Source organism: Acidovorax sp. SRI_002, from assembly GCF_057586455.1.
The window spans coordinates 1-22,056 of record NZ_JBYCZW010000005.1 but is presented as its reverse complement, the minus strand read 5'-3'; the positions used below and the strand labels follow the sequence as shown (position 1 = coordinate 22,056).

The 22,056-nt window shown below is 62.1% G+C and carries 20 protein-coding genes and 3 tRNA genes; 9 read left to right on the top strand and 14 right to left on the bottom strand.

The features are described from left to right. The first annotated feature begins 290 nt into the window (after nt 1–290). From uvrC to AC2YJX_RS14115, 8 genes are all read left to right on the top strand, one after another. Entirely contained in the window at nt 291–2,291 is a 2,001-nt protein-coding gene (uvrC, locus tag AC2YJX_RS14150; RefSeq protein WP_487256378.1) for an excinuclease ABC subunit UvrC, read from the top strand. A 43-nt stretch (nt 2,292–2,334) separates the two neighbouring features. Then, entirely contained in the window at nt 2,335–2,901 is a 567-nt protein-coding gene (gene pgsA / locus AC2YJX_RS14145; protein ID WP_055400785.1) for a CDP-diacylglycerol--glycerol-3-phosphate 3-phosphatidyltransferase, read from the top strand. Between the two features lie 368 nt (nt 2,902–3,269). Next, the gene (locus AC2YJX_RS14140) at nt 3,270–3,542 is read left to right on the top strand and encodes an HU family DNA-binding protein (RefSeq protein WP_008906675.1); all 273 of its coding nucleotides are present in this window, start codon (nt 3,270–3,272) and stop codon (nt 3,540–3,542) included. Between the two features lie 15 nt (nt 3,543–3,557). After that, a tRNA-Val gene (locus tag AC2YJX_RS14135) sits at nt 3,558–3,633 on the top strand. A gap of 60 nt (nt 3,634–3,693) precedes the next feature. Then, the gene (locus AC2YJX_RS14130) at nt 3,694–5,625 is read left to right on the top strand and encodes a SurA N-terminal domain-containing protein (protein WP_487256377.1); all 1,932 of its coding nucleotides are present in this window, start codon (nt 3,694–3,696) and stop codon (nt 5,623–5,625) included. A gap of 48 nt (nt 5,626–5,673) precedes the next feature. Then, nucleotides 5,674–5,749 (top strand) — tRNA-His (locus AC2YJX_RS14125). A gap of 192 nt (nt 5,750–5,941) precedes the next feature. Further along, a complete protein-coding gene (locus AC2YJX_RS14120) occupies nt 5,942–6,145 on the top strand; it encodes a hypothetical protein (RefSeq protein ID WP_055400780.1) in 204 nt (67 codons plus the stop codon). A gap of 377 nt (nt 6,146–6,522) precedes the next feature. Next, nucleotides 6,523–7,206: an IPTL-CTERM sorting domain-containing protein gene (locus tag AC2YJX_RS14115; protein WP_487256376.1), complete on the top strand. Its 684-nt coding sequence runs from the start codon at nt 6,523–6,525 to the stop codon at nt 7,204–7,206. Nucleotides 7,207–7,518: 312 nt separating this feature from the next. Here AC2YJX_RS14115 and AC2YJX_RS14110 read toward each other — a convergent pair whose 3' ends face one another. The 11 genes from AC2YJX_RS14110 to AC2YJX_RS14060 form a co-directional block, all read right to left on the bottom strand. Continuing rightward, the gene (locus AC2YJX_RS14110; RefSeq protein ID WP_156358811.1) at nt 7,519–7,797 is read right to left on the bottom strand and encodes a hypothetical protein; all 279 of its coding nucleotides are present in this window, start codon (nt 7,795–7,797) and stop codon (nt 7,519–7,521) included. Nucleotides 7,798–8,124: 327 nt separating this feature from the next. Further along, nucleotides 8,125–8,709 (bottom strand): DUF3251 domain-containing protein, encoded by a 585-nt coding sequence (locus AC2YJX_RS14105; protein WP_228894702.1) that lies wholly within the window; start codon nt 8,707–8,709, stop codon nt 8,125–8,127. Between the two features lie 502 nt (nt 8,710–9,211). Continuing rightward, nucleotides 9,212–9,904 (bottom strand): hypothetical protein, encoded by a 693-nt coding sequence (locus tag AC2YJX_RS14100; protein ID WP_487256375.1) that lies wholly within the window; start codon nt 9,902–9,904, stop codon nt 9,212–9,214. Further along, a complete protein-coding gene (locus tag AC2YJX_RS14095; RefSeq protein WP_228894705.1) occupies nt 9,901–10,191 on the bottom strand; it encodes a hypothetical protein in 291 nt (96 codons plus the stop codon). Before AC2YJX_RS14095 ends, AC2YJX_RS14100 begins: the two co-directional genes overlap by 4 nt. Before the next feature lie 191 nt (nt 10,192–10,382). Then, entirely contained in the window at nt 10,383–12,794 is a 2,412-nt protein-coding gene (locus tag AC2YJX_RS14090) for a DUF3987 domain-containing protein (RefSeq protein ID WP_487256374.1), read from the bottom strand. After that, entirely contained in the window at nt 12,787–13,080 is a 294-nt protein-coding gene (locus tag AC2YJX_RS14085) for a helix-turn-helix domain-containing protein (RefSeq protein ID WP_487256373.1), read from the bottom strand. Before AC2YJX_RS14085 ends, AC2YJX_RS14090 begins: the two co-directional genes overlap by 8 nt. A gap of 11 nt (nt 13,081–13,091) precedes the next feature. Further along, entirely contained in the window at nt 13,092–13,376 is a 285-nt protein-coding gene (locus AC2YJX_RS14080; RefSeq protein ID WP_487256372.1) for a helix-turn-helix transcriptional regulator, read from the bottom strand. A gap of 9 nt (nt 13,377–13,385) precedes the next feature. After that, nucleotides 13,386–13,574, bottom strand: a complete 189-nt coding sequence (locus AC2YJX_RS14075; RefSeq protein ID WP_487256371.1) for a helix-turn-helix transcriptional regulator — start codon at nt 13,572–13,574, stop codon at nt 13,386–13,388. Between the two features lie 447 nt (nt 13,575–14,021). Beyond that, nucleotides 14,022–14,153 carry a hypothetical protein gene (locus AC2YJX_RS14070; protein ID WP_487256370.1) on the bottom strand — a complete coding sequence of 44 codons (132 nt, stop codon included), beginning with the start codon at nt 14,151–14,153 and terminating at the stop codon, nt 14,022–14,024. Nucleotides 14,154–14,234: 81 nt separating this feature from the next. After that, a complete protein-coding gene (locus AC2YJX_RS14065) occupies nt 14,235–15,479 on the bottom strand; it encodes a tyrosine-type recombinase/integrase (protein WP_487256369.1) in 1,245 nt (414 codons plus the stop codon). A gap of 175 nt (nt 15,480–15,654) precedes the next feature. Beyond that, nucleotides 15,655–15,731 (bottom strand) — tRNA-Arg (locus AC2YJX_RS14060). A 207-nt stretch (nt 15,732–15,938) separates the two neighbouring features. Between AC2YJX_RS14060 and AC2YJX_RS14055 the strand changes: the two genes are divergently transcribed. Further along, nucleotides 15,939–17,693, top strand: coding sequence for a cation:proton antiporter domain-containing protein (locus AC2YJX_RS14055; RefSeq protein WP_487256368.1), 1,755 nt, complete (start codon nt 15,939–15,941; stop codon nt 17,691–17,693). 209 nt (nt 17,694–17,902) lie between these two features. Here the strand turns inward: AC2YJX_RS14055 and AC2YJX_RS14050 are convergent, their stop codons facing one another. From AC2YJX_RS14050 to AC2YJX_RS14040, 3 genes are all read right to left on the bottom strand, one after another. Next, nucleotides 17,903–19,777 carry a M14 family metallopeptidase gene (locus tag AC2YJX_RS14050; protein WP_487256367.1) on the bottom strand — a complete coding sequence of 625 codons (1,875 nt, stop codon included), beginning with the start codon at nt 19,775–19,777 and terminating at the stop codon, nt 17,903–17,905. A gap of 132 nt (nt 19,778–19,909) precedes the next feature. Further along, nucleotides 19,910–21,025 (bottom strand): endonuclease/exonuclease/phosphatase family protein, encoded by a 1,116-nt coding sequence (locus AC2YJX_RS14045; RefSeq protein ID WP_431173702.1) that lies wholly within the window; start codon nt 21,023–21,025, stop codon nt 19,910–19,912. 33 nt (nt 21,026–21,058) lie between these two features. Beyond that, nucleotides 21,059–21,940, bottom strand: a complete 882-nt coding sequence (locus AC2YJX_RS14040; RefSeq protein ID WP_487256366.1) for a Rossmann-fold NAD(P)-binding domain-containing protein — start codon at nt 21,938–21,940, stop codon at nt 21,059–21,061. Nucleotides 21,941–22,056 lie beyond the last annotated feature (116 nt).

Sequence of the window (22,056 nt, the reverse complement as noted above, 5' to 3'; positions counted from 1 at the left end):
TGTGAGGAGGTTAATTTACACGGATACCGGGGCTATGGATTGGTCACCGTAGCGGAAACTGCCCTCCCTCGAGGGCTTCTAAGGAGCGGTGTCGGCTCTTGAGCGCATTGGCCGCGCAGGTCCTGCGGCGCTAGGTTGCTCCAGTTGACCTCGGTCAGGCCTTTGCTGGCTTGGAAGTTGTTCAGTTGGACCTGGTGTCTTGGCTCTGCGTACCCTTCCATGCCGAGGCTCCCACCTTGGCAAAACGTGTCCTTAGAAAGAAGCACAGCGTTGCCATGACAATAGCGCCCATGTCTGAAGAAGTGCATGCCGAAGAACTCCTGGCCCAGGTGGCTGCGCTGCCCGCGCTGCCGGGCGTGTACCGCTATTTCGACGCCCAGGGCGCGCTGCTGTATGTAGGCAAGGCGCGTCACCTCAAGCGGCGCGTGTCGAGCTACTTCACCAAGAACCATGGCGGCACGCGCATCGGCCACATGGTCAGCAAGATCGTGCGCATGGAGACCACGGTGGTGCGCTCCGAGGCCGAGGCGCTGCTGCTGGAAAACAACCTCATCAAGACGCTGAACCCCAAGTTCAACATCCTGTTCAGGGACGACAAGAGCTATCCCTATCTCAAGATCACAGGCACGCCCACGGCCAGCGGCAATGCGCCCGCTCAAGTGTTTCCGCGCATGGCTTATTACCGGGGTGCGGTCGATAAGAAGCACCGCTATTTCGGTCCGTACCCCAGCGCCTGGGCGGTCAAGGAAACCATCCAACTGCTGCAAAAGGTGTTTCGCCTGCGTACCTGCGAAGACACGGTGTTTGCCAACCGCACGCGGCCCTGCCTGCTATTCCAGATCAAGCGCTGCACCGGGCCTTGTGTGGACTTGATCTCGCCCGAGGCCTATGCCGCCGACGTGCAGCATGCCGAGGCACTGCTGCGCGGCGAAACGCAGGAGGTGCTTAAGGCCATGGAGGTGCGGATGATGGCGCATTCCGACAAGCTTGAATTTGAGCAGGCCGCCGATGTGCGCAACCAGATCCAGGCGCTGTCGCGGGTGCTGCACCAGCAGTCCATCGAGATTGCGGACGACAAGGATGTGGACATCTTGGCCGTACGCGTGCAAGGCGGCCGCGCCTGCGTGAACCTGGCCATGGTGCGCGGGGGGCGGCATCTGGGAGACCGGCCGTATTTCCCGGTGCATGTGGAAGACGCTGCCGCCGTGTTCGAGGAAGAGGGCGGTGATGGCACCGATGAGAATATTCCGGCCGCGCCCATTCGCCGTGTCGAGGTGCTGGTGCTGGAAGCGTTCATCGCCCAGCATTACATCGGCGTGCCGGTGCCGCCGGTGCTGGTCACCAGCGAACCCGTGGACAAGGCGTTGCTGGAGGCACTGGGCGACCAAAGTGGTGTGCGCGTGACCGCCATCCACCAGCCGCGCGAACAGCGCCGCGCCTGGCTGGACATGGCGCAAAAGAACGCCGATCTGCAGTTGGCCCGCCTGCTGGCCGAAGAGGGCTCGCAACAGGCGCGCACGCGTGCCCTGGCCGAGGCGCTGGATCTGCCGCCCGAAGATCTGGACCAACTCACCATCGAGTGTTTTGACATCTCGCACACGGCGGGTGAGTCCACCCAGGCATCGTGCGTAGTGTTCCATCACCACAAGATGCAGAGCAGCGAATACCGCCGCTACAAGATCGAAGGCATTACGGGCGGCGACGACTATGCCGCCATGCGCCAGGTACTGACGCGCCGCTACAGCAAGGTGGCCGAGGCCGCGCGCGAAGCTGGGGGCATCGACTTTGCGGCCAACCCCGCGCCCGGGGGTGAAGAGCCCACCAAGCCCAAAGGTGTGGCACGCCTGCCCGATCTGGTGCTCATCGACGGTGGCAAGGGCCAGGTGGGCGTGGCGCGCGAGGTGTTCACCGCGCTGGGGCTCGATCTGACTCGCATCGTGGGCGTGGAAAAGGGCGAGGGCCGCAAGGTGGGCCTGGAAGAGCTGGTGTTTGCAGATGGCCGCGAGAAGGTCTACCTGGGCAAGGACTCGGCGGCGCTGATGCTGGTGGCGCAGATCCGCGACGAGGCCCACAGGTTTGCCATCACCGGCATGCGCGCTGCACGGGCCAAGGTGCGGGTGGGTGGTGGTCAGCTCGAAGAAATTGCGGGGGTGGGCCCCAAGAAGCGTGCACGGCTGCTGCAGCGTTTTGGCGGGGTGCGCGGTGTGGCTGCGGCCAGTGTGGAGGACCTGGTCACCGTGGACGGCATCTCGCGTGAGCTGGCCGAAGAGATCTATCGCGCCTTGCGTTGAGTCCCCGGCCGGACTGCTCGTCCTGCCGTGACACAATCGACCCATGTTCTGGACTATCCCCACCTTGATGACCTGGACGCGCATCGTCGCGATACCTTTGATCGTGGGGGTGTTCTACGCGCCGCTGGACCCGGCCACGCGCAACCTCATTGCCACCGTGATGTTTGTGGTGTTCGCAGCCACCGACTGGCTGGACGGCTACCTGGCCCGCAAACTGAACCAGACCTCGTCGTTTGGCGCCTTTCTGGACCCGGTGGCCGACAAGTTTCTGGTGTGTGCATCGCTGCTGGTGCTGGTGCATCTGCAGCGTGCCGATGTGTTCGTTGCGCTCATCATCATCGGCCGCGAGATCGCCATATCAGCCCTGCGCGAATGGATGGCGCAGATCGGCGCGAGCAAGAGCGTTGCTGTGCACATGATCGGCAAGGTCAAGACTACGGTGCAGATGGTGGCCATCCCCTTCCTTCTTTATGACGGGCGCCTGTTCGGCGTCATCGATACCGGCGTGTGGGGCACCTGGCTCATCTGGGCCTCGGCTGTGCTCACGGTCTGGTCGATGGTGTACTACCTGCAAAAGGCATTGCCAGAAATCCGGGCGCGTGTGAAGTAGCAGGAGTGGGGCGCGCGCATCCCGTCGGGGGTTTTGTGGATGAATGCGGGGGACTGTGGCCTGCGCTGCATTGTCGGAACTGGGGTGTCAATACGGAGTGCTGCCCATACGGCGTGTTTGAGACAAAAACGCCCCACAAGCCCTGTCGCAGCGTGAAATACGACTAGAATTCATCCCAACGCTGCGCCAAACCAGCGTGTTGTATTGACACCCGGAAACTCGATGGCTTTAATCTGATGCAGCAGCCACTGCTGTGTATGCCAGTCATTCCCCCGTCTGTTTTCAACCAGCCTCCGGCTGCGCTTTCGGACGTGTGAAGACCAGATATCCGCGAGACATTCCATCAACTCTTTTCCGAGAGGCTTCTTGTGAACAAAACCGAACTGATTGAGCACATCGCTACCAACGCCGACATCTCCAAGGCCGCCGCTGCTCGTGCCCTGGAATCCACGATCGAGGCCGTCAAGAAGACCCTGAAGAAGGGCGGCACCGTTTCGCTCGTCGGTTTCGGTACCTTTGCGGTCGGCAAACGCGCTGCTCGCACGGGCCGCAATCCCCGTACCGGCGCTACGATTAAAATCAAAGCTGCTAAAGTTCCAAAGTTCCGTCCTGGCAAGGCATTGAAAGATGCCTTGAACTGAGGATCAGTTTAGGTGGGGTCCTTAGCTCAGTTGGTAGAGCGGCTCCTTTACACGGAGTAGGTCGGCGGTTCGAGACCGTCAGGACCCACCACCACCGAACAAAGGCGAACGCAAGTTCGCCTTTTGTTTTTTGCCTTCTGAAAGATCGACCATGTTTGAATCCATCCGCAAGCACTCCAAGATCGTGATGATCTTATTGTTCTTGCTGATCATTCCATCGTTTGTGCTGGTAGGCATTGACAGCAACTACTTCTCTGAAAAGAGCCCAGTGGTGGCGCGCGTCGATGGCGACAAGATCAACCAGACTGACTGGGACAATGCCCATCGCATGGAGACCGACCGCATGCGTGCGCAGTCTCCCTCGGTCGATCCCAAGCTTCTTGACTCTCCCCAGGCCCGCTACGCCACGCTCGAGCGCCTGGTGCGCGACCGCGTGCTGGCAGCAGCCGCCAAGGAAATGCACCTGGTGACGAGTGATTCGCGGCTGGCACGCAGCCTGCAGGAGATTCCCGCCATTGCAGGGCTCAAGCGCGCTGACGGTACGCTGGACGCAGAAGCCTATCGGGCCCTGGTGGGTACGCAAGGTTTGACGCCGGAAGGCTTCGAGGCCAATGTCCGCCGCGATCTGTCGATCAACCAGGTCATTGGTGGTGTGATGGGTACCGCCTTCAGTACCAATGCCCAGGTCAAGCTCGCGCTGGACCCGCTCTATGAGCAGCGAGAAATCCAGGTGGTGCGCTTCAAGTCTGCAGATTTCTCTGCCAAGGTTGCGCCCACGGATGCAGATCTGGAGTCCTACTACAAGGCAAATCCCGCAAAGTTCCTTCAGATGGAGCAGGCTTCGGTGGAGTATGTGGTTCTGGACCTCGACAGCGTGCGTTCCGGTATCACCCTCAATGAGGACGACTTGCGCACCTACTACAAGGAAAACGTTGCGCGCATGGCTGGCAAGGAAGAGCGTCGCGCCAGCCACATCCTGATCAATGCCTCCAAGGACGCATCGTCTGCCGACCGTGAGAAGGCCAAGGCACGTGCGACGGAACTGCTGGCCCAGGTGCGCAAGGCGCCAGCCACGTTTGCGGATGTGGCCAAGAAGGCCTCGGACGACAAAGGATCGGCCACCGCAGGTGGCGATCTGAATTTCTTCGGACGGGGCGCCATGGTCAAGCCGTTTGAAGACGCGGCCTTTGCCCTCAAGAAGGGTGAAATCAGCGATCTGGTGGAAACCGACTTCGGTTACCACATCATCCAGCTGACCGACATCAAGGCACCCCGCCAGCCTTCCTTTGAAGAACTGCGCCCCACCATGGAAGCCGAACTCAAGCAGCAGCAGGCGCAGCGCAAGTTTGCCGAGGTGGCGGAGTCATTCACGAACAGCGTGTATGAACAGGCAGACAGCCTCAAGCCGGTGGCAGACAAGCTCAAGCTCAAGGTGCAGACCGCGTCCGGCCTCACCCGCACGCCAGCTCCTGGCGCGGTGGGGCCACTGGCCAACCCCAAGTTCCTGGAAGCACTTTTCTCTTCGGATTCGGTGCAGAACAAACGCAATACCGAGGCCGTGGAAATAGGCCCCAGCCAACTGGCTGCTGGCCGTGTGGTGCAGTACACCCCCGCCAAAACCCTGCCGCTGGAAGAAGTGCGAGCCCGCGTGCGCGAACTGTATGTGGGGCAGAAAGCCTCTGAGTTGGCGCGCAAGGAAGGCGAAGCCAAGCTGGCTGCGTGGAAAGCGGCCCCGGCCACCGCCAGCGGCCTGGGGGCTCCCATCCAGATTTCGCGTGAGCAGGCCCAGAACCTGCCCCGTCCTCTGATTGACGCAGCGCTGCACGCGCCGACAGCCGACGCTCTCCCAGCCTGGGTTGGTGTGGACCTGGGGAGCGAGGGTTATGCTGTGGTCAAGGTGAACCGTGTGGTGCCTCGGCCGGCTCCAGAGGGCCAGCGCGCGCAGCAGGAGCGGCAGCAATATATGCAGTGGTGGGCTTCGGCGGAAGGCCAAGCGTACTACGAGATGCTCAAGAAGCGTTTCAAGGCAGAGATCAAAGCGCCGCGACCCTCGGCCACTTTGCAGGCCGCTGCAGAAAATTAAGCAAATTGGTCTTGGGGCTCAAATCCCAGGCTATAATACAAAGCTACGGTGGCTGTAGCTCAGTTGGTAGAGTCCAGGATTGTGATTCCTGTTGTCGTGGGTTCGAGCCCCATCAGCCACCCCAAATCAGAAAAAGCGCCGCAACAAATGTTGCGGCGCTTTTTTGTTTTGGGCCTCCAGCATGTGAGGGGCAGTCCGGAGCCATTACTTCAGCCCACTCTTCGAACAGTCTTTCTTGGCGGGATTTGGGTAGTGCCGGGATGTAGCGCGTCGTATGCAGCGCATACTGCGTCTTTAGCTTTTTCTGGAGTCTTCCATGAGCCTTGTGATCCGCGACGCGTCGCCCAGCGAAAAACGTGGCAACGCCATGTCAGCAGCCCTTGCCAAGGAGCAGCTGGAGTACGCGGTCCAGATCGTTCGGGAGGTTTTGCCTCAGAGTGCGGGCGATGGCGCGCTCATCGGCGCGGTGGTCCAGGCCATCGCCATGAACTACGCTGCCGTCCCGCAGCCAAACCGATAGTGCTCCGAATTTTGATGGAAGGGAGTGTCCTTTCAGGCATCAGTGCATGAAATGTCCGCGCCGAAGTAGAACTGAGCCACCGCGCCGCTTGAATCGTGAGCCAGGGGTGGAAGCCGACGCTGAGATGGTCGGTTGTGAACCGCATTCCACGCTGTGGCTGTGCCGTCTCCTGATCCATTGAACGCTGATGATCCTGACGCTGAGAATCGACAAGATAGAACCCGGCAACTACCGGGCCCAAGTATTTGACGGCCTTGAGGAGCTGGGTGAGTTCGGAGCCCCGGGAGGACATAGACAACTTCACCAGCTTGGCGCCTTGCATCGCCCTTCGGGAGCTGGAGGGGCCGACCTTTTCACCACCCCAAAACCGACCTTACATGGGCCGTGCCCGCAACTTTGGCTTAGGCTGGATCAAAGACATCCTCTACACTTCAAATGATACGTATTCTTATGAAGGGGTGGAGATGAATTTGCGAGACGTTGGCGTGGGCTTGATTTTCTTCCTGGGAGCGAACCTAGCTCAGGCTGTTTACACGATCAACATCAATCAGGTGGGGCCTGATCTTGTGATGAGTGGCTCAGGCTCGATAAACACCAGTTCTTTCTCCTCCGTGGGCCTCATTGGACCGTGTCTTCTTGGTGATGGATTCATCGGTACAAATGCCCTCTGCATTGGCTCAGATACAAACGGAGATTGGTATCCTGGGGCGCTGTCGCCTGGCATTTCGCTGCCTGCTGTAGTGCCGACCGCTGGGTCAAGCTCTTCGGGGCCCAACGTGTTTCTCCTGGGAACTGAGCTGTACCTACCGGAAAACTATGTTTCTGCGTCTCCGATCATCAATCAAACGATTTTTGCAGGCACGACGTTGGCAGCGATTGGCCTTAACGTGGGGACTCAAACGTTGTTCGTGCCATCTGGCGACGAGATCATCATCAATGTGGGGCTAGCGCCACCCGCCGCTCCAGCTAGCATTCCTACGCTCGGTGAGTACACCTTACTTGGACTGTCGTCATTGCTGGCTATGCTGGGCATGGTAGCTATGCGGCGTCAGCGGGGCTAAGTGACGTCCGCAATCGGAAGAAATCTGGTCCTGGGCGACGGGCCCACAGGATCTGCTCCTTCATCCTCAATTTCGCCAACGTAGTCCGGCCCTGATTGGGGGAGCTGGGGCTGCGGGGGGATAGTCGGCGTCTCGGTACTGGGCGGCAGGTCGCCCGGGGGAAGGGGATAGGTCTCGGGGACCTTGTGGGCTGGGTGTTCGTTCGGGTCGGTGGCCATGGCGAGCTCCTTGTGGAAAGAGTTCATTGGGACACTCGCCTGTGTCGGCCGTCGTAGGAGGTCATCCATATAGAACGACCGTCCAGAGCTGGCTTCAGGCGTGAGCTAGTTGGTCAAAGTCCGCCAGCGGCATCTCGGTGCCATCGTGGGCCACAAGAACGCCAGCAGTGGCATCCGATACCTCTATCGGGCTGCCATTGAATTTGCCTTGCTCTGGCTTCACGCCATTCATTGGCACGCAGCCATAGAGGCGGCACAGAAGCAGATCGTCGGCCTGGGCCCTGGTCAGGACCAGCTTCTGCGGTTGCGCTGTACCGTGTGCGCGCCAGTGTGCGCGGAATGCGTTTGTCGCGCGGCGGTGGGTGTCTGCCATGCCTGGGCGGCAGGGTGGGAGGTCTACGATGTTCTGGGCGGCCATGCCTGCGATTTTGTCAGGATGGCGTCGCATGAATCGAAAATTCCTCCCCGATTCTTCCCTCGCGCAATGCAGAAAAGGTGTTTTTCAGAGGCCCGGAGGAGTTCACATAGTGCCTCGAAACCCGCATAAATACTGGGTTTCATGTTTTCGATTTAGAAAAGTACCGTCAAAAGTACCGTCATTTGTGAAAGTGACCCCCTGTGGCACGCTCCCCGCACGCTGGCCCGGCCAATCGTTTGATTGTTTTCAATCGGGAGCTTTTTTTCTACGTGTAAGACCCCGCTATCTGCCTCGCATTCGAATGGCGCGGTGGCTGACTTCACGAACGCGGACAAAGCCCAGGGCAGCGGGTGGAACGCCTTCCAAGACGATTTCGGTGCTGTTCCAGTTGCCGGGCAGCAGAGACTCAGTAGCGGAAAACTCCTTCGACTTAGCTTCGCTGTTGTTCGGTTTTCCCGTTGCATCTACTGGACCCCAATCAATTGTGGCTTTCAGGCCGTCAACTGTCGCACTTGTAAGGTTGCCAAATTGCAAGGTTACTTTGCTTCCGTTGGCGTAAGCAGCCACGTTCGATAGGCCTACGGTGAGATTGCCGAGATCCATACGAACCACAGAATACCCGGCGGAGCCTGGCGTGAGATAAGCGACCCCACCCAAATCTCTAAACAGCTCGTTGATTTCAACTCGCCGCTTCACGTCGGAGAGTTGCGACTCCAGCGCGACGATTCTTGATTCTAGAGTGACGACTTTGGTTTCAAGCGCGACAACGCGGGTGTTGTCCTGGCCGCCAGCGTTGCAGCCAAGTAGCAGCAAGGCGGCGACAAGCGAAATAGGCGCCGAGAGACGATGTGTCTGCAATCTTTGCATGTTTGAATCCCTGCGAAACGAAAGAGTCATGAGTCTGGGTCTAACGAAATTTGTCCCGCAAGTCTTGAGAAATAAGCTGGTCCGTGCTTGATATCCTGAACACTGATTGCTTTTGAAAGTGGCTGGCAGCCTACGTTTGCAAGCGGATGGCTGTTTAGACATGCAAGTATAAAAACTCCTCGGATCCCGGCAAGTACCAACTTGATAGCTGTAGCTTGCCAGCAGGCCGGGACCGGGCACTCCGACAAACGTTTCGGACCGCTAGCAAGCAGGTATTGAATCAACCACAGCTTTGGATGGTGTTGTTCAATGTAGTCTTTGGGCCTATTGCAGTCGGCCACTGTTGCGTTCACCGCGCAACCGATCGGCTGTTGATTACTGGGTCTGCGGTCACGCACCTTTGGACAACTCTTCTTCCAACGAATCGCGCTGCGCCCGCAGGGCCTGGCGCAGCTCTTTGATGGCTCTGCGCATGGCATCGCGCTGGCCGCCGCGATAAGCATTACGCGCCGCCGCCGCCTTTCCTTCGGCGCTTTGTGGGCCGGTGGATTGGCTCCAGGGCTTCCACCGCTGTATAGCCTCGCGCTGGCGTTGTCGTTGCTCCTGCGTCCATGTGCGTGCTGCCATGCCCTGAATCCTCTAATAGTTCGTTCTGCAGTGTTTCTGTTTTTCTCGCGTGCGTGCTGGTGTTTCTTGTTGTCGTTTTGTTGTTGATCTGTTGCGGCCCGTGGGCAATGTTGGCTTGCTTGGCAAAGATCACCGGCGGGTTCTTGATGGCGGCCAGTGTCTCCAGCGTGGCGCGGCATTGGCCCTGGGCCTTGAGTGCCAGCCGCATATAGCGCTCTGTGGCGTCCAGATACTCGCCCATGTTTAGCGCTGCCCGCCGGGCCATCTCGTTAAAGATGGCGTCCAGCGTTGCGGCCTGCGCCGTGAGCGTGGTTTCTGCGTGCTTGAGGTCGCCGCCGTGGGTGGTGTCCACGCGCTTCTTGAGCGTCATCACGCACTCGGTCACGTCCAGCGCACCAAACGTGCCCTTTGCGAACGTGCGTGCAGTCATTGCGTTGGCTGCAACGCTGCCCAGCGCCATTGCCGCGATCTGGGCGGCGTCAGTCTGCGCTGGGTCTTTGTGTAGCTGCAGGGTGTTGGGGTCGGGGTTGCCACTTGGCGCCGCCGGGGCCTGGGCCTTCTTCTTCATCGTGCTTGCTCCTTGAAGCCTGTGCAGTGCTGCAGCATCACCACCAGCCCATGTGCCAGCCCTGCGTCTGCAGCGCGGGTGCCGATGGTCGCCTGCTTCCAGTTGCCGCAGCTCCAGCGGTCCACGCCTTGCAGATGGGCGCACTCCAGGCACAGTCGGCGGTGGTCGTCGTCCCTGTCCCGCATCACCAGCTTGTCGGCCAGCGCTTCGGCATCGTCCAGGGTCAGCCCCTTGTCGGTGAAGCGCGCTAGCCGCTCCGTGAAGGTGTCAATCTCTGCCGCGTTCATCGCAGCGCCATGGGGCCAGCACCAGCGGTCAGGGTCTGCGTTTGCTTCGTTGGCCGGTGGCTGTTGCGGGGTTTTGAAGTTTTCAGAAGCCCCATCGGGGCACGCTACAAAACCTACGAAACCCGGTTCTGTAGGTTTCGTAGCGTCGGCGTTCGGGGTGGGTGCCGATTTCAGGCGCTGTAGCCACTTCATCACGCGCCCCCTTTCACCAGAGCAGGGTGCAATGCATATCGCTCGCTGGGCCTGCCGCCCGTTGTGCCGCTGGGTGTTGCCTCGCGTTCCAGCCAGCCATAGTCGGCCAGCAGGTCTGCGGCCTTGCGCACTGCGTCTGGCGTGCCCAGTCCTGCCCAGTGTTTCACCGCGATCTGTCGGGGCGTGAAGGCATTCAGCAAAGCCCCGTCACTGTCTGCCAGCTTGCCTGCCTTGATCTTGTCCAGCAGTTGCTTGGCCGCGCTGGTTTCAGGCATCACTGCCGCTGCATACAGGCGCTCGGCATGGGTGCGCAGGTAGTCGGCCCATGCCAATGCGCGCATCAGCTCGCGCCCATGGATCAGGTGTCCACTGTCGGGTGTGTCTACCAGGGCAAAGATCAGCGCCAGGGCGGGAACCAGCTTTCGGTATTTGGCTAGGTGAGACACCAGCGCCGGGTGTAGTTCTTCACCGCGCAGCTCGGTTTCAAAAGGGATCAGCCATTCTTCAAACAATGCCTGTGCATCGGAGGTAAAGCGCCATTCCTGTGCATCGCTGTCGGTGACTGGCTGCAGTTGATTCAGGCGCTCAAACACCGCCCATGCAGCTTGTTTTGCGGGGGTGTCGGGCCACCGATCCACATACACAAATTCGCGGTTCACATCAGGCCACACCGTGAGCCCAAAGCGCTGCAGCAAGCCGTCATCACCCGCACCACCTGCCACGGCGTCGCGCACATAGCTTTGCACCTTGCCGGGCTGGATGCCGCCCAGCATCGCCAGACACACGCGGGGCACAAACGATTCACCGCGCCCGATGCGGTCCACCGCATGGCCCTGGTTGCCGTCATAGCCCGTCAGGTAAAAGCCCCGTGCGCCTTCCTGCCCCTGCTTGTCCATGCTGCACAGCAGGCCGTGGATTTCATCGCGATAGACCAGCGTGCCCCACTGGTTCACCGTCAGCAGCTCGGCCAGCTTCTCCACCGTGGCATCGTTCACCACATAGCGCCGCATGGTGGGCTCTGGTGTCATGTTGTCCGCTGACTGCAGCAGCGCCCGCGCTTTGGCTGGGTCTTTGGCGGCTTGGGCTGCAGCCTGCTTTTCGTTGGCCTTGGCGGCCAGCTCGGCCACCTTGCAATCGAGTTGCCAGGCTTCGTGCGCGGCCTGCCACAGTTCCCGTTCTGTTTTTTCAAGGCGCTGCAGGGGCTTCAATACCTCGCTGAGTGCGGGCGACTTCATCACGCCGGGTCGCCCCACGATGGCGCCCCACAGGTTGGGGGTCACTGCCCAATCGTCGCGGGCCTTGGGCTTGACCACTGCACGCGCGCCGACCAGGCTGGATAGAGCCACCACAGCCCCCACCGCCGTAAAGTCGGGCGGGCACTGCATACGGTCTGCAATGTCTGCCACCCAGCCGCGCAGGGCCTCGGGAAGTAGCTCGGCATCAAACGGCGCCACGGGTGGCAGGCCACTGGGCAGGGGCACGGGGTCAGGCCAGCCGCAGTCGGTGGGTGCGGTCACGGCACTATCAATGCACGCCTTCACCGCGTCCAGCCCGCGCAGTTGGTGCAGGTCGTTAAAGTCCGTCGCCTTCTCTGGGCGGCTGTCGCCAAAGTCAGGTTTTGACAGGTTGCCGCCCACCGCCTGCGCCGCCTCGGCGGCTTTGGTCAGGCCGGGGTTTCCATCGGTGTGCCAGTCATCGTCGGCCGCCACGACGATGCGCAGCGCCGGGTACTTGCCGTGCAGTGCCTGGGCCACGGGCAGCAGGTTGCCTGCGTTGAAAGCCACTGCCACAGCGTGCCCTGTGGCCTCATGGATGCTGGCCCCGGTGGCGAAGCCCTCGCACACCACCAGCACGCCCTGGGGCTTGCCCATGGAGTGATAGCAGCCCGCCACCCGCCCGCCGGGCAGGAATCGCTTATCGCCATCGGGCGCAATAGTCTGCAGGCTGTGCAGGGTGCCATCCACATCACGCAAGGGGATCACCAGCCGCTGCCCATCACACCGGGCGCCGTGGGGCTGTATGCCCTTGTGTGCCAGGTACTCATGCTGCATGGCCGGTGCTGCGGCCTGCCACAGCGCCGCCGCTGTCTGGCGGGCCTGTTGCTGGCGTTGGGCCTGCTCTGCATCGCGCTGCGCCTTCATGGCCTTGATGCGCTGGTGGTGTGCGTCGCGCTCGGCCTGGGTCATGGCGGAGTCGGGCTTGCTGCTCCAGGTCTGTGACCAGCCATTGCGCCAGCAGCCAAACACGCCCGCTGCGATGCCGTCCGGGTGCAGCAAATACCAGCCCGAATCGTCGCCGCGCTTGCCGCTGGTACTGAAACGGTGCAGGCTGCCATCAGCCTCAATGGTGGGCGGTGGTGGCAGGCCCGCCGCTTCCATGGCGGTGCTAAATCCATCAATGGCGCTATGCATGGTGGCCCCCCTTGGGTTCCAGAACGTAGAGCCCCACGCGGTGTTTGCCGCCGCCTTCAGTCTCTACCGTCTGCCAGTGTGTGCGGATCACATCACCGGCATGGCGTATTTGCATCACCCGTGCGCGCGGGTCGTAGCAGTCCAGAAAGCGTGAAGCCTCAAACGTGGTGAGTGCAAAGCGGGCCAGCGCTGCCCGGATGCGCGTGCATTGCGCCGTGGTGTCGGTGCCCGGATGTGCGGCCAGAATCTCGGCCAGTGCCTGCCGCTTGGTTGCGTCGGTGTGCATGGTGTGCCCCCTTACGCATCGGCGGTGTGTTGGTTGATCCATGCGCGCACATCGCCCACCTTCCAGGCCGTCACGCGCTCAGATAGGCGGTGCGGCTTAGGGAACGTGCCTGCTTTGACTTTACGCCATAGCGTGGGCGCGCTGAAGGGCAGGGGGGCGGGGCTGTGGGGACGCTTGGGGCTCTGCACCAGCTGCGCTTCGCGGATAAAAGCGCTGTCGGGCAGTGCGTCAAAGCCGCTTGCGTATACGTGGGGCGCGACGCATCCTGGCGTTACGCCATAAGTTTGCTTTTGCATTGGGCCCCCTTACTTGCCGATGGAAGCAATAAGGGTTTCGATTTCGCTGGCGCGCCACATGGCTGTACGCGGGCCGGTCTTGATCGGGGCAGGGTACTTGCCGCACTTGACGCCCGCATACCAGCCGCTGCGGGACACTGGAAAGCGGGCCAGCACTTGCGGCAGGCGCAGGAGGGTTTGCTGGGGAGATGGCTGCATATAGATGCCTTTCATAAACGACCAGAAAGACACCGGAGCCACAAAACGGATCAGAAACTGGGCATTCGTCCAGTAATTCCCCTTACATCCGCTCGGTGCTAGGATCGAGTTGCTTGGCCGTCAAACTAAGCAACGCATCCGGCTCTCCGGTGCACCTAGAACCCCCCTCGCCGCGCCAACGGTTTGGGGGGTTCGCCTTTTGGACTACTGTATGGTTATCTGAGTCCAACAAGTAAAGACACTATATATGTTGTCTCGCACGCCTGTCATGGCACATGTTTGTGGATAACGTGTGTGCAACCTGTCTGACCCCAGTGGAGGAACGTCTTATTCACAGCAGTGGGCAACTCGGCGCGGTTGGGTTTGCTGTCGTAAGCGCGTTTCGACGACTTTTTGCTGCGAAACCCGCATGGAATAAGGGCTCGTGCCAGCGGCGTCCGGATTTGGTCATCCGCATGAAAACCACTGAAAAACACGACTCTGGACGTCCTCTACGTGTATTTCTTGGTGGTCGTCGATGTTGGTGAGGATGTCGCGGTCATCGAAGTTGCCGTTGGATTTGTTGTCCAACTTGTCCATGCTCTTTTCATTGTCGTCGTCGTGGCACAGGGCCTTGCTGTGGATGTAGGTGTCTGGTTGGCGGGCGGCTTACAGGGGATGTCATGCCGTGTGTCGAAGGGGAATTACATCTGCGCCAATACGCAACTTGTCCAGATAATCCGCCCACTCTTTCATCATCCGGCGTCGTTGCTCCATGAATTCCGCTCGGTCATAGGCGGCCCCCAGCGGCCCTGACTTGCCGTGCGCCAGTTGGGCTTCGATCACATCGGCGGATATGCCGTGGATGCGCTCAATCATCAGTGTCCGCGCCATCGCCCGAAACCCGTGTGCGCTCATTTCGTCGGATGCAAAGCCCATGCGCCGAAGGGCTGCATTGATGGTGTTGTCGCTCATGGCCCGTTCGCCGGTGCGCAGGCTGGGGAACACATAGCGGCCATGGCCGGTGAGGGGCTGCAGCTCTTTCAGGATGGCGATGGCCTGCGGGGCCAGGGGCACAAAGTGCGGCCTGCCGTTGAGCTTCTGCGCCAGTCGCCGCTTCATGTCCTGGGATGGAATGGTCAGCAGGGCCTTGTCGAAGTCGATCCACGCCCATTCCATCTGCCGGATGTTGCCGGGGCGCTGAAAGAGCAGGGCAGACAGTGCCAGCGCCGCCTTGGTCATGGGCTGGCCGGTGTAGCCATCAATGGCCCGCAGCAGCTCGCCCGCCTTGGCAGGTTCCAGCACGGCAGCCATGTGCTTGACCACGATAGGTTTCAATGCGCCGTGCAGGTCAGTCACGGGGCTGCGCTCGCAGCGCCCGGTCTGCACACCGTAACGGAACACCTGCCCAGCGGTCTGGCGCAGGGTGTGGGCGGTTTCGTTGGCGCCGCGCTTCTCTACCTTGCGCAGTGCATCCAGCAGCACGGGGGCGGTGATGGCGGGCAGGGTCAGCTTGCCGATGTGCGGGAACAGGTCTTTCTCCATGCGCTCGATCCACCGCGCCCCATAGCGGGGGCTCCACCCGCTGGCTTGGGTGGCGTGGAATTCACGGGCCACCGCTTCAAAGGTGTTGGCTGCGGCTACGCGTGTTGCCAGCTTTTCGGCCTTCTTGGCTGCGCTGGGGTCCAGGCCTTCTGCCAGGAGTTCGCGGGCTTCTTCGCGGCGCTTGCGGGCTTTGGCTAAAGAGACTTCGGGGTACACGCCTAATGCAAGTGTTTTGCGTTTATTGGCATGGGTGTAGTCCATGCGCCAGTACCTGCCGCTGGCCTTGACCAGCAGGTACATGCCACCGCCATCGGCGTGCTTGTCCCCGCTGGCTTTGCCAGTGTGCTTCACCTGTCTAACGAATGTGTCTGTGAGTGCCATTGCTTCCCCTGCTAACGGTATCTGGGGTGCGGTACTTCAGAGATACCGTCAGAGATACCGTTTTTTTGACGGTATCTCATGGTACGTAGTGAAATGGCTTGAGACAACAAAAAACCCGCAACGCTAGGAAACGTGCGGGTTCTGAGAGGGTGTGAGACTGTGTGAGGGGGTATTTTGGCCTGCCCGGAGGGACTCGAACCCCCGACCTATAGCTTAGAAGGCTATTGCTCTATCCAGTTGAGCTACGGGCAGTAGACAAGCTTTTGGCAGAGAAGCGCCTACTTGCTTGTATTGCAAAACATTTCGCAACTGCGCTGTAGCGCAGACCGCGAATCATACCCTGCGTACGGAGCTGGCCCGAAGACGGCGGCTCCGATGTCGGTAGTAGCAAAAGCCCGGTGGATGCGGGTATAACGAGGTCACCTACCCGCTAACGCATTCCCCCACTCCGCCCGCACCATGCCGCACAGCGTCACGCTCATACACACCATCGCTGCCGCGCTGGGGCTGGCCCTGGCGTTGGGTTTTGTGGCTACGCGGTTGCGGTTGCCAGCGTTGATCGGGTATCTGCTGGCGGGCGTGGTCATCGGGCCGTACACACCTGGTTTTGTGGCAGATGCGGCAATGGCCAGCCAGTTGGCTGAAATCGGCGTGATGCTGTTGATGTTTGGCGTCGGCCTGCATTTCTCGTGGGGTGATCTGCTGGCCGTGCGCAAGATTGCGGTGCCCGGGGCGGTGGTGCAGATGATGGTGGCCACGGCGCTGGGCATGGCTTTGGCCACCTGGTGGGGCTGGGGCTTGGGTGGGGCTTTGGTGTTTGGCTTGGCGCTCTCGGTGGCTAGCACGGTGGTGCTGTTGCGTGCGCTGGAGACCCTGGGCATTCTGGACAGTCACACCGGGCGGATTGCCGTGGGCTGGCTGGTGGTGGAAGACCTGGCCATGGTGTTGGTGCTGGTGTTGCTGCCGCCGCTGGCAGGCTGGCTGGGTGGCGGCAAAGGGGGGGAAGGTTCCGCCGCCCAGGGCGTGGATGGCGCGGCGCTGTGGCAGACCTTGGGATGGACGTTGCTGCAGGTTGGAGGGTTTGTTGCGCTGATGCTGCTGGTGGGGCGCCGTCTGTTCCCTTGGGTGCTCTGGCAGGTGGCGCGCACGGGTTCGCGGGAGCTGTTCACGCTCTGTGTGGTGGCCGCTGCGGTGGGCATTGCCTTTGGGTCTGCCGCGCTGTTTGGGGTGTCGTTTGCGCTGGGGGCTTTTTTTGCCGGCATGGTGATGCGCGAGTCGGAATTCAGCCACCGGGCTGCGCAAGAGTCCTTGCCGCTGCGCGACGCTTTTGCCGTGCTGTTTTTTGTCTCGGTGGGCATGTTGTTCGACCCCTCCGTGCTGTGGAGCCGGCCAATGCAGGTGCTGGCGGTGGTGGCGATCATCATGCTGGGCAAGACGCTGGCCGCAGCAGCCCTGGTGCTGGCATTTCGCTACCCGCTCAATACGGCGCTCACGGTCTCGGCGAGCCTGGCGCAGATCGGGGAGTTCTCTTTCATCCTGGTGGCGCTGGGCGCATCGCTGGGGCTGCTGCCGCCCGAAGGGGCCAGCCTGGTGCTGGCGGGGGCGCTGATTTCGATGGCGCTCAATCCGATGCTTTTTCATGCCATTGCCCCGCTGCAGGCCTGGTTGCGCGCCCGGTCGGCATTGGCACGGCGGCTGGAGCAGCGCGACGACCCCCTGGCCGAACTGCCCATGAGCACCGACGCCCGCTATCTTGCGCGGCAGGTGGTGCTGGTGGGATACGGCCGGGTGGGGCGCCGCGTTGCCAATGTGCTGGTGGCCAACGACATCCCGTTTGTGGTTGCAGAGCAGAACCGCGAACTGGTGGAGTCATTGCGGGAGTCCGGCATTGCAGCAGTGTTTGGTGATGCGGTGGACCCTGCCGTGCTCATTCAAGCGCACATCGCCCGCGCCGCCATGCTGGTCATTGCTACGCCGGACACCCTGAATGTGCGGCAGATCATCACCACCGCGCGCACATTGAACCCCCATATCGAAACCGTGGTGCGCAGCCACAGCGGCGATGAAGCGCGGCGGCTTGCGCAGGAGTGCGACAGCACGGTGTTCCTGGCCGACGAGGCGCTGGCTCAGGCCATGGCCCGCCATGTGCTGGAGCGTACCGAAGCACGCCTTGCGCGGCATACCCGCCCTGCATCGCTGCACGGTGGGGCCTGAATTCAATGCATTTTTGGCTGCTAGCGCTTGATGGATAAGCGTTGGTAGCTACTATTTTTATAGTATTTTCTCTGTCGGGGCGCTGGTTGCAGACTCCTTTGGGCTGCTTCAGCGTACTACCCCCTGCGCCTTGGTCCGCATTTCTGCCGCCTCGACCCACAAGACCTTGCATTGTTCGTCGGTGGGTTGCAGGCAGGCGCGTTCAAGCGCTAGTTGATGTCTTCAAACACCAGGGCAGGGGGTGACATGATGCGCGCGGTATTTCCCAGCTCTTCAATCAGGTGGTTGGCGAAATAGCTGTTCTGCGTGTCGGGCTCCAGGGCGGCCACTGCCAGGTTGGCGCGGGGCTGGTTCAGTGGCACATAGAAGCTGCCCGCAGGCACGTCGATGGCACTGCGCACTGGCGATACCTGCACGCGAACAATGCCCTTGCCGCCAGCGATGGTGCCGATCACGTCCTGCCGGTCGCCGGACTCACGCGCGGTTTCGCGGTAGATATCGGCCAGTGCCGATCCGGATTCGGCCACGCGCATCACCTGCAGGCCGAGCATTTTCAGGCGCTCAACGGCGGCGGTGGAGTTGGCCGACAGCCAGTAGCCGCAGGGGCGGGCGCGGGTTTTGGTGGGGCGCAAGGTGAGGGATGAGTTCCAGTCCACCCGGATGGCGCGGTCTGCACCCGTTTCGGGGTCCAGGAAGTCCAGCTCGCGCTGGGTGGGAGTGGCCGCTGCCTCTACCACCACTTGGTCGCGGCAGGCCTGGGCGCTCACGTCGCGCACGACGAAGGATCGGACCTGCTCCAGGTTGGCCGCCCGCTCTGCGGTGCTGCGCAGCGCACTGGTGATGGCAGTGACCTGAGAATGCACGCGGCGCTGGATGTGCATGCGCCCGATGCCCACACCCCGTGTTTCGATCAGCAGGCTGACGGTATTCTTCAGGCCGTTCACATTGCGGCCGGTGTCGGGTTGGGTGCCCCCCATGGAGATGCGTTTGTCGTCCGGGTTCGTCGAGGTGGTGTAGTACCAGTCGCTGGTCAGGCCCTGGGCCTTGAGGGCCGCCACCATGGGCTGGTGGTACCACTCTTGCGAGGCCTTGGTCAAAAACTCGGGGTAGTTCGCGGTGGTGGTGTACTGCAGCAGGGCGTCATAACGCTGGATGGCGTTGAATTTCTGCAGGTAGCGGCCCACCACCGTGTATTCATGGGCATCCACCACCAGGATGGGGCGGTAGTCGTTCACCACCTTGGCCAGAGCGCGGGCCTCGGGGGTGTTCAGCAGCAGGTGGTCGCGGTTCATGTCCACGCCATTGGCCGTGACGCGGGTGCCAACGGCGGCGCCATCGGGGTTGGCGCGCGGCACTACCACCACGTTGACGCGGTCCAGCAGGGGTTCCAGCAGGCCATGGGCCAGTTCGCGGCTTATCACGAGCAGCGCTTCGCTGCCTGCGGGCTCGTCGCCGTGCTGCTGGCCGACGAGCACTACGGTGGGCCGCCCGCTGGTGTCCAGGTTGGCGGGTTCCGTGCCCGCAGCGCGGGTCACCAGCAGGCCCAGGATGGGTTCACCGCGCTGCGACATGCCCAGGTTGAGCAGCTTGGTGCGCGTGGGCCCACGGGGAGCCGGGTCGGCCAGTGAATGCAGCCACTGGCCCAGCTCCGCGTTGGTGGTGAATGCCCTGCGGTCCGGCCCCAAGCCGGGCGTGCTGTAGGCCATGGGTGGATCAGGGAACCGGGCAGCCACGGCCGCACCGTAGGGTGGCGCCATCGGGCCTTCGTTTTGCACAACCAGCGGAGCGGGCGGTGGCAGCGGGCTGGCGATCGCCCCTTGGCGCGGGGCCTGTGCCTGTGGTGCCTGGCCCAAGGGCGCTGGCACCACCGTACCTGGCTGAACGCGGGGCAAGGGGGCCGGCGCGCTGGTTCGCGTGGCTGGCGTTGACGGCCAGGGTGGAAGAGGAGTGCTGGAGCACGCCGTCAGCAGAACGGCCGCCAGCAACGCCGAGACCTTCCAGGGCATGCGCTGTGGGCGAGCCGGTGGCGGCAGGGCCGAGGAGGCTTCTGGTGGGGTGCGGTGAAGGTCGGGGTACATGTTCATGGTGGTATCTGCCTTTTGGGGCCTGGCCGGGCGGCTTTGTTACGGTGATGTTACCTGCCCGTCACCGCCATGCCGTGTCAGCGTACATCCCGTTGCAAACCCGGGGTTGACGCGCCAAAGCCCTGCGGGATGTCACAGTTTTGGGGCCGATGGGACTGGATTCGAAGCCAGCGAGGTGCCGGCGGATGTGGACGGTGCAGGTGAGGGCTCCGTCTGCTGTGCCATCTTCAGCCGCAGCAGTGCGCGCACAAAACCGTGGTCCGATCGGGTCCTGTCACGTCCTTCGTGCAGGTGGTCGTTGAAGTAGTCCACGCGCCGCACGTCGCCCATGCTGTTCCTGCCGTTGTGCACGAACTCCTCGCTCACCAGAATCTGGTCCAGCACGCTGGGCGAGCCTTGGTGGATGTGTGAGTACGCGACATCCTTCTTCAGCGCCGCATCGCCCTGCAGGTCGTAGGCATTGAACAGCGCGACATCGCGTGCCGAGCGGTCGTAGGCGATCTCATTGGTGGCGCAGATGAGCTGTGTGGTGACGCTGTCCGGGGTGTCATTGAAATCGCCCAAGACCACCAGCGGCACGCTGGTGCGGTGCAGCAGGTCGATGACCAGGCAGCGCAGCGCCATGGCTTCGGCGCCCCGCATGATCAGCGAGCGCAACGATGCCAGCGCCATCACCTTGCGGTCGTCCCGGTCTTCCGTGGGGTTGCCCTGTGCATCCTGCAGGAACTTGGGCCGCTTGGATTTGAGGTGGGCCGTCAGTACGTTCAGGCTCTGTCCGTGTTTCATGCGCAGTGTTGCAACCAGAGGCGGCCGTTCAAAGCGCGTGTGCAGGCCCAGGCCCGGTATTTCTACCTGGAAGCCCGGAGGAAATTCCGCAAACGACTGCAAGGCATCCACCTTGAGCCGTGTCGCAATGCCCACCCGGGGCGTGCCTTGTGCTCCAGTGTGCGTCGCATCGTTCTCCGCCCCGGGTACCGCCACGAAGTCGTAGCGCAGGCCGCTGCGGCCGAGGGCGCCCTTGAATGCTGCGTCGTCCCACACCTCCTGTACTGCCAGCACGTCGGCATTGAGCATGCGAAACCGGTCGCCCAGCCAGGTGAGCTTGCGATCAAACTCCGTCTGGCTGTAGGGGTCTTGGTTCTCGTAGAACTGGCGGCCAGGATTGGCCAGGTTGAGCACATTGCAGGTGGCCACCATCAAAGTGGCCAGGGGCTGGGGGAAGTCGTTGGGGCGCATAGGCCACAGCATCGCACAGGCAACTGCAGTGGACTGGGGAGGAGGTCAGAAGACCTGCAGCGCGTTGCCTGACAGGACGTGCAGCCCCGAAGGCCGCGTTTGCACGGCATGGACAAGCGCTCGCGCCACATCGGCACCGGGGCGGGCGCGGTAGCTGGCGGGGATGAGCGGGTCCAGCAACTTGAAGGCCTTGATGGACAGGGACTCGGCGGGGCGCGCGGCCTGGCCCAGAGCCCGGCGTTCACCCAGCAGCAAGGATGGGCGCGCGATCACGAGCGTGTCAAAGCCCAGGCTTTTGAGCGCCTGCTCGACCTCGCCTTTGATACGGTTGTAGAAAATGCGGGAATTTGCGTCTGCGCCCATGGCGGTTACCACCCCGCAGCGGGTGGCACCGGCCGCCATCGCTGTGCGCGCGGTGGCGATCACCGCGTCGTGGTCCACCGCGCGAAAAGCCTGCTGGCTGCCGGCCGCTGCGATGGTCGTCCCCAACGTGATGTAGACATCATCTACATGCGGCAGGGCCGGGACCGCGGGCCGGGCGCCCAAGGCCGCAAAATCCACTGTGTGCAGGTGCAGCCGTGGATGCGTGATGTCAGGCATGCGCCGACCAAGGGCATACAGCGCATGCACCTCGGGTGGCAGCGCTTCGCCCGGCGCTGTGCCGGTATGGGCTGTATTTTTGCCTACCGACGGATCAGCGGCCAAAAGAGCCGCGAGAACCGCCCGGCCCACGAGACCCGTTGCCCCGGCCACCAGAACCACCCGCGCCTCCGCCATAGCCGCCACCTCCACCGTTGTTGCCACGATAGCCACCACCGCCACGGCGACCGCCGCCGCCCAAGCTGTCCACGCTGGTGCGCATGGGATCTGGCTGGCCGCCAGCGCCGCCGCCTGCATGGCTGGAGTTGCGATGGCCTGGGTTGGCATGGCCCATGTGCGTGCCCAGGTGGGCATTCGCGCGTGGGGGTTGCGAGTCGTCGTAGCGATTGCCGCCTTCGTAGCCGCCGCCTCCGCCACCGGCGCTGCCGCCGGAGCGGCCGCGT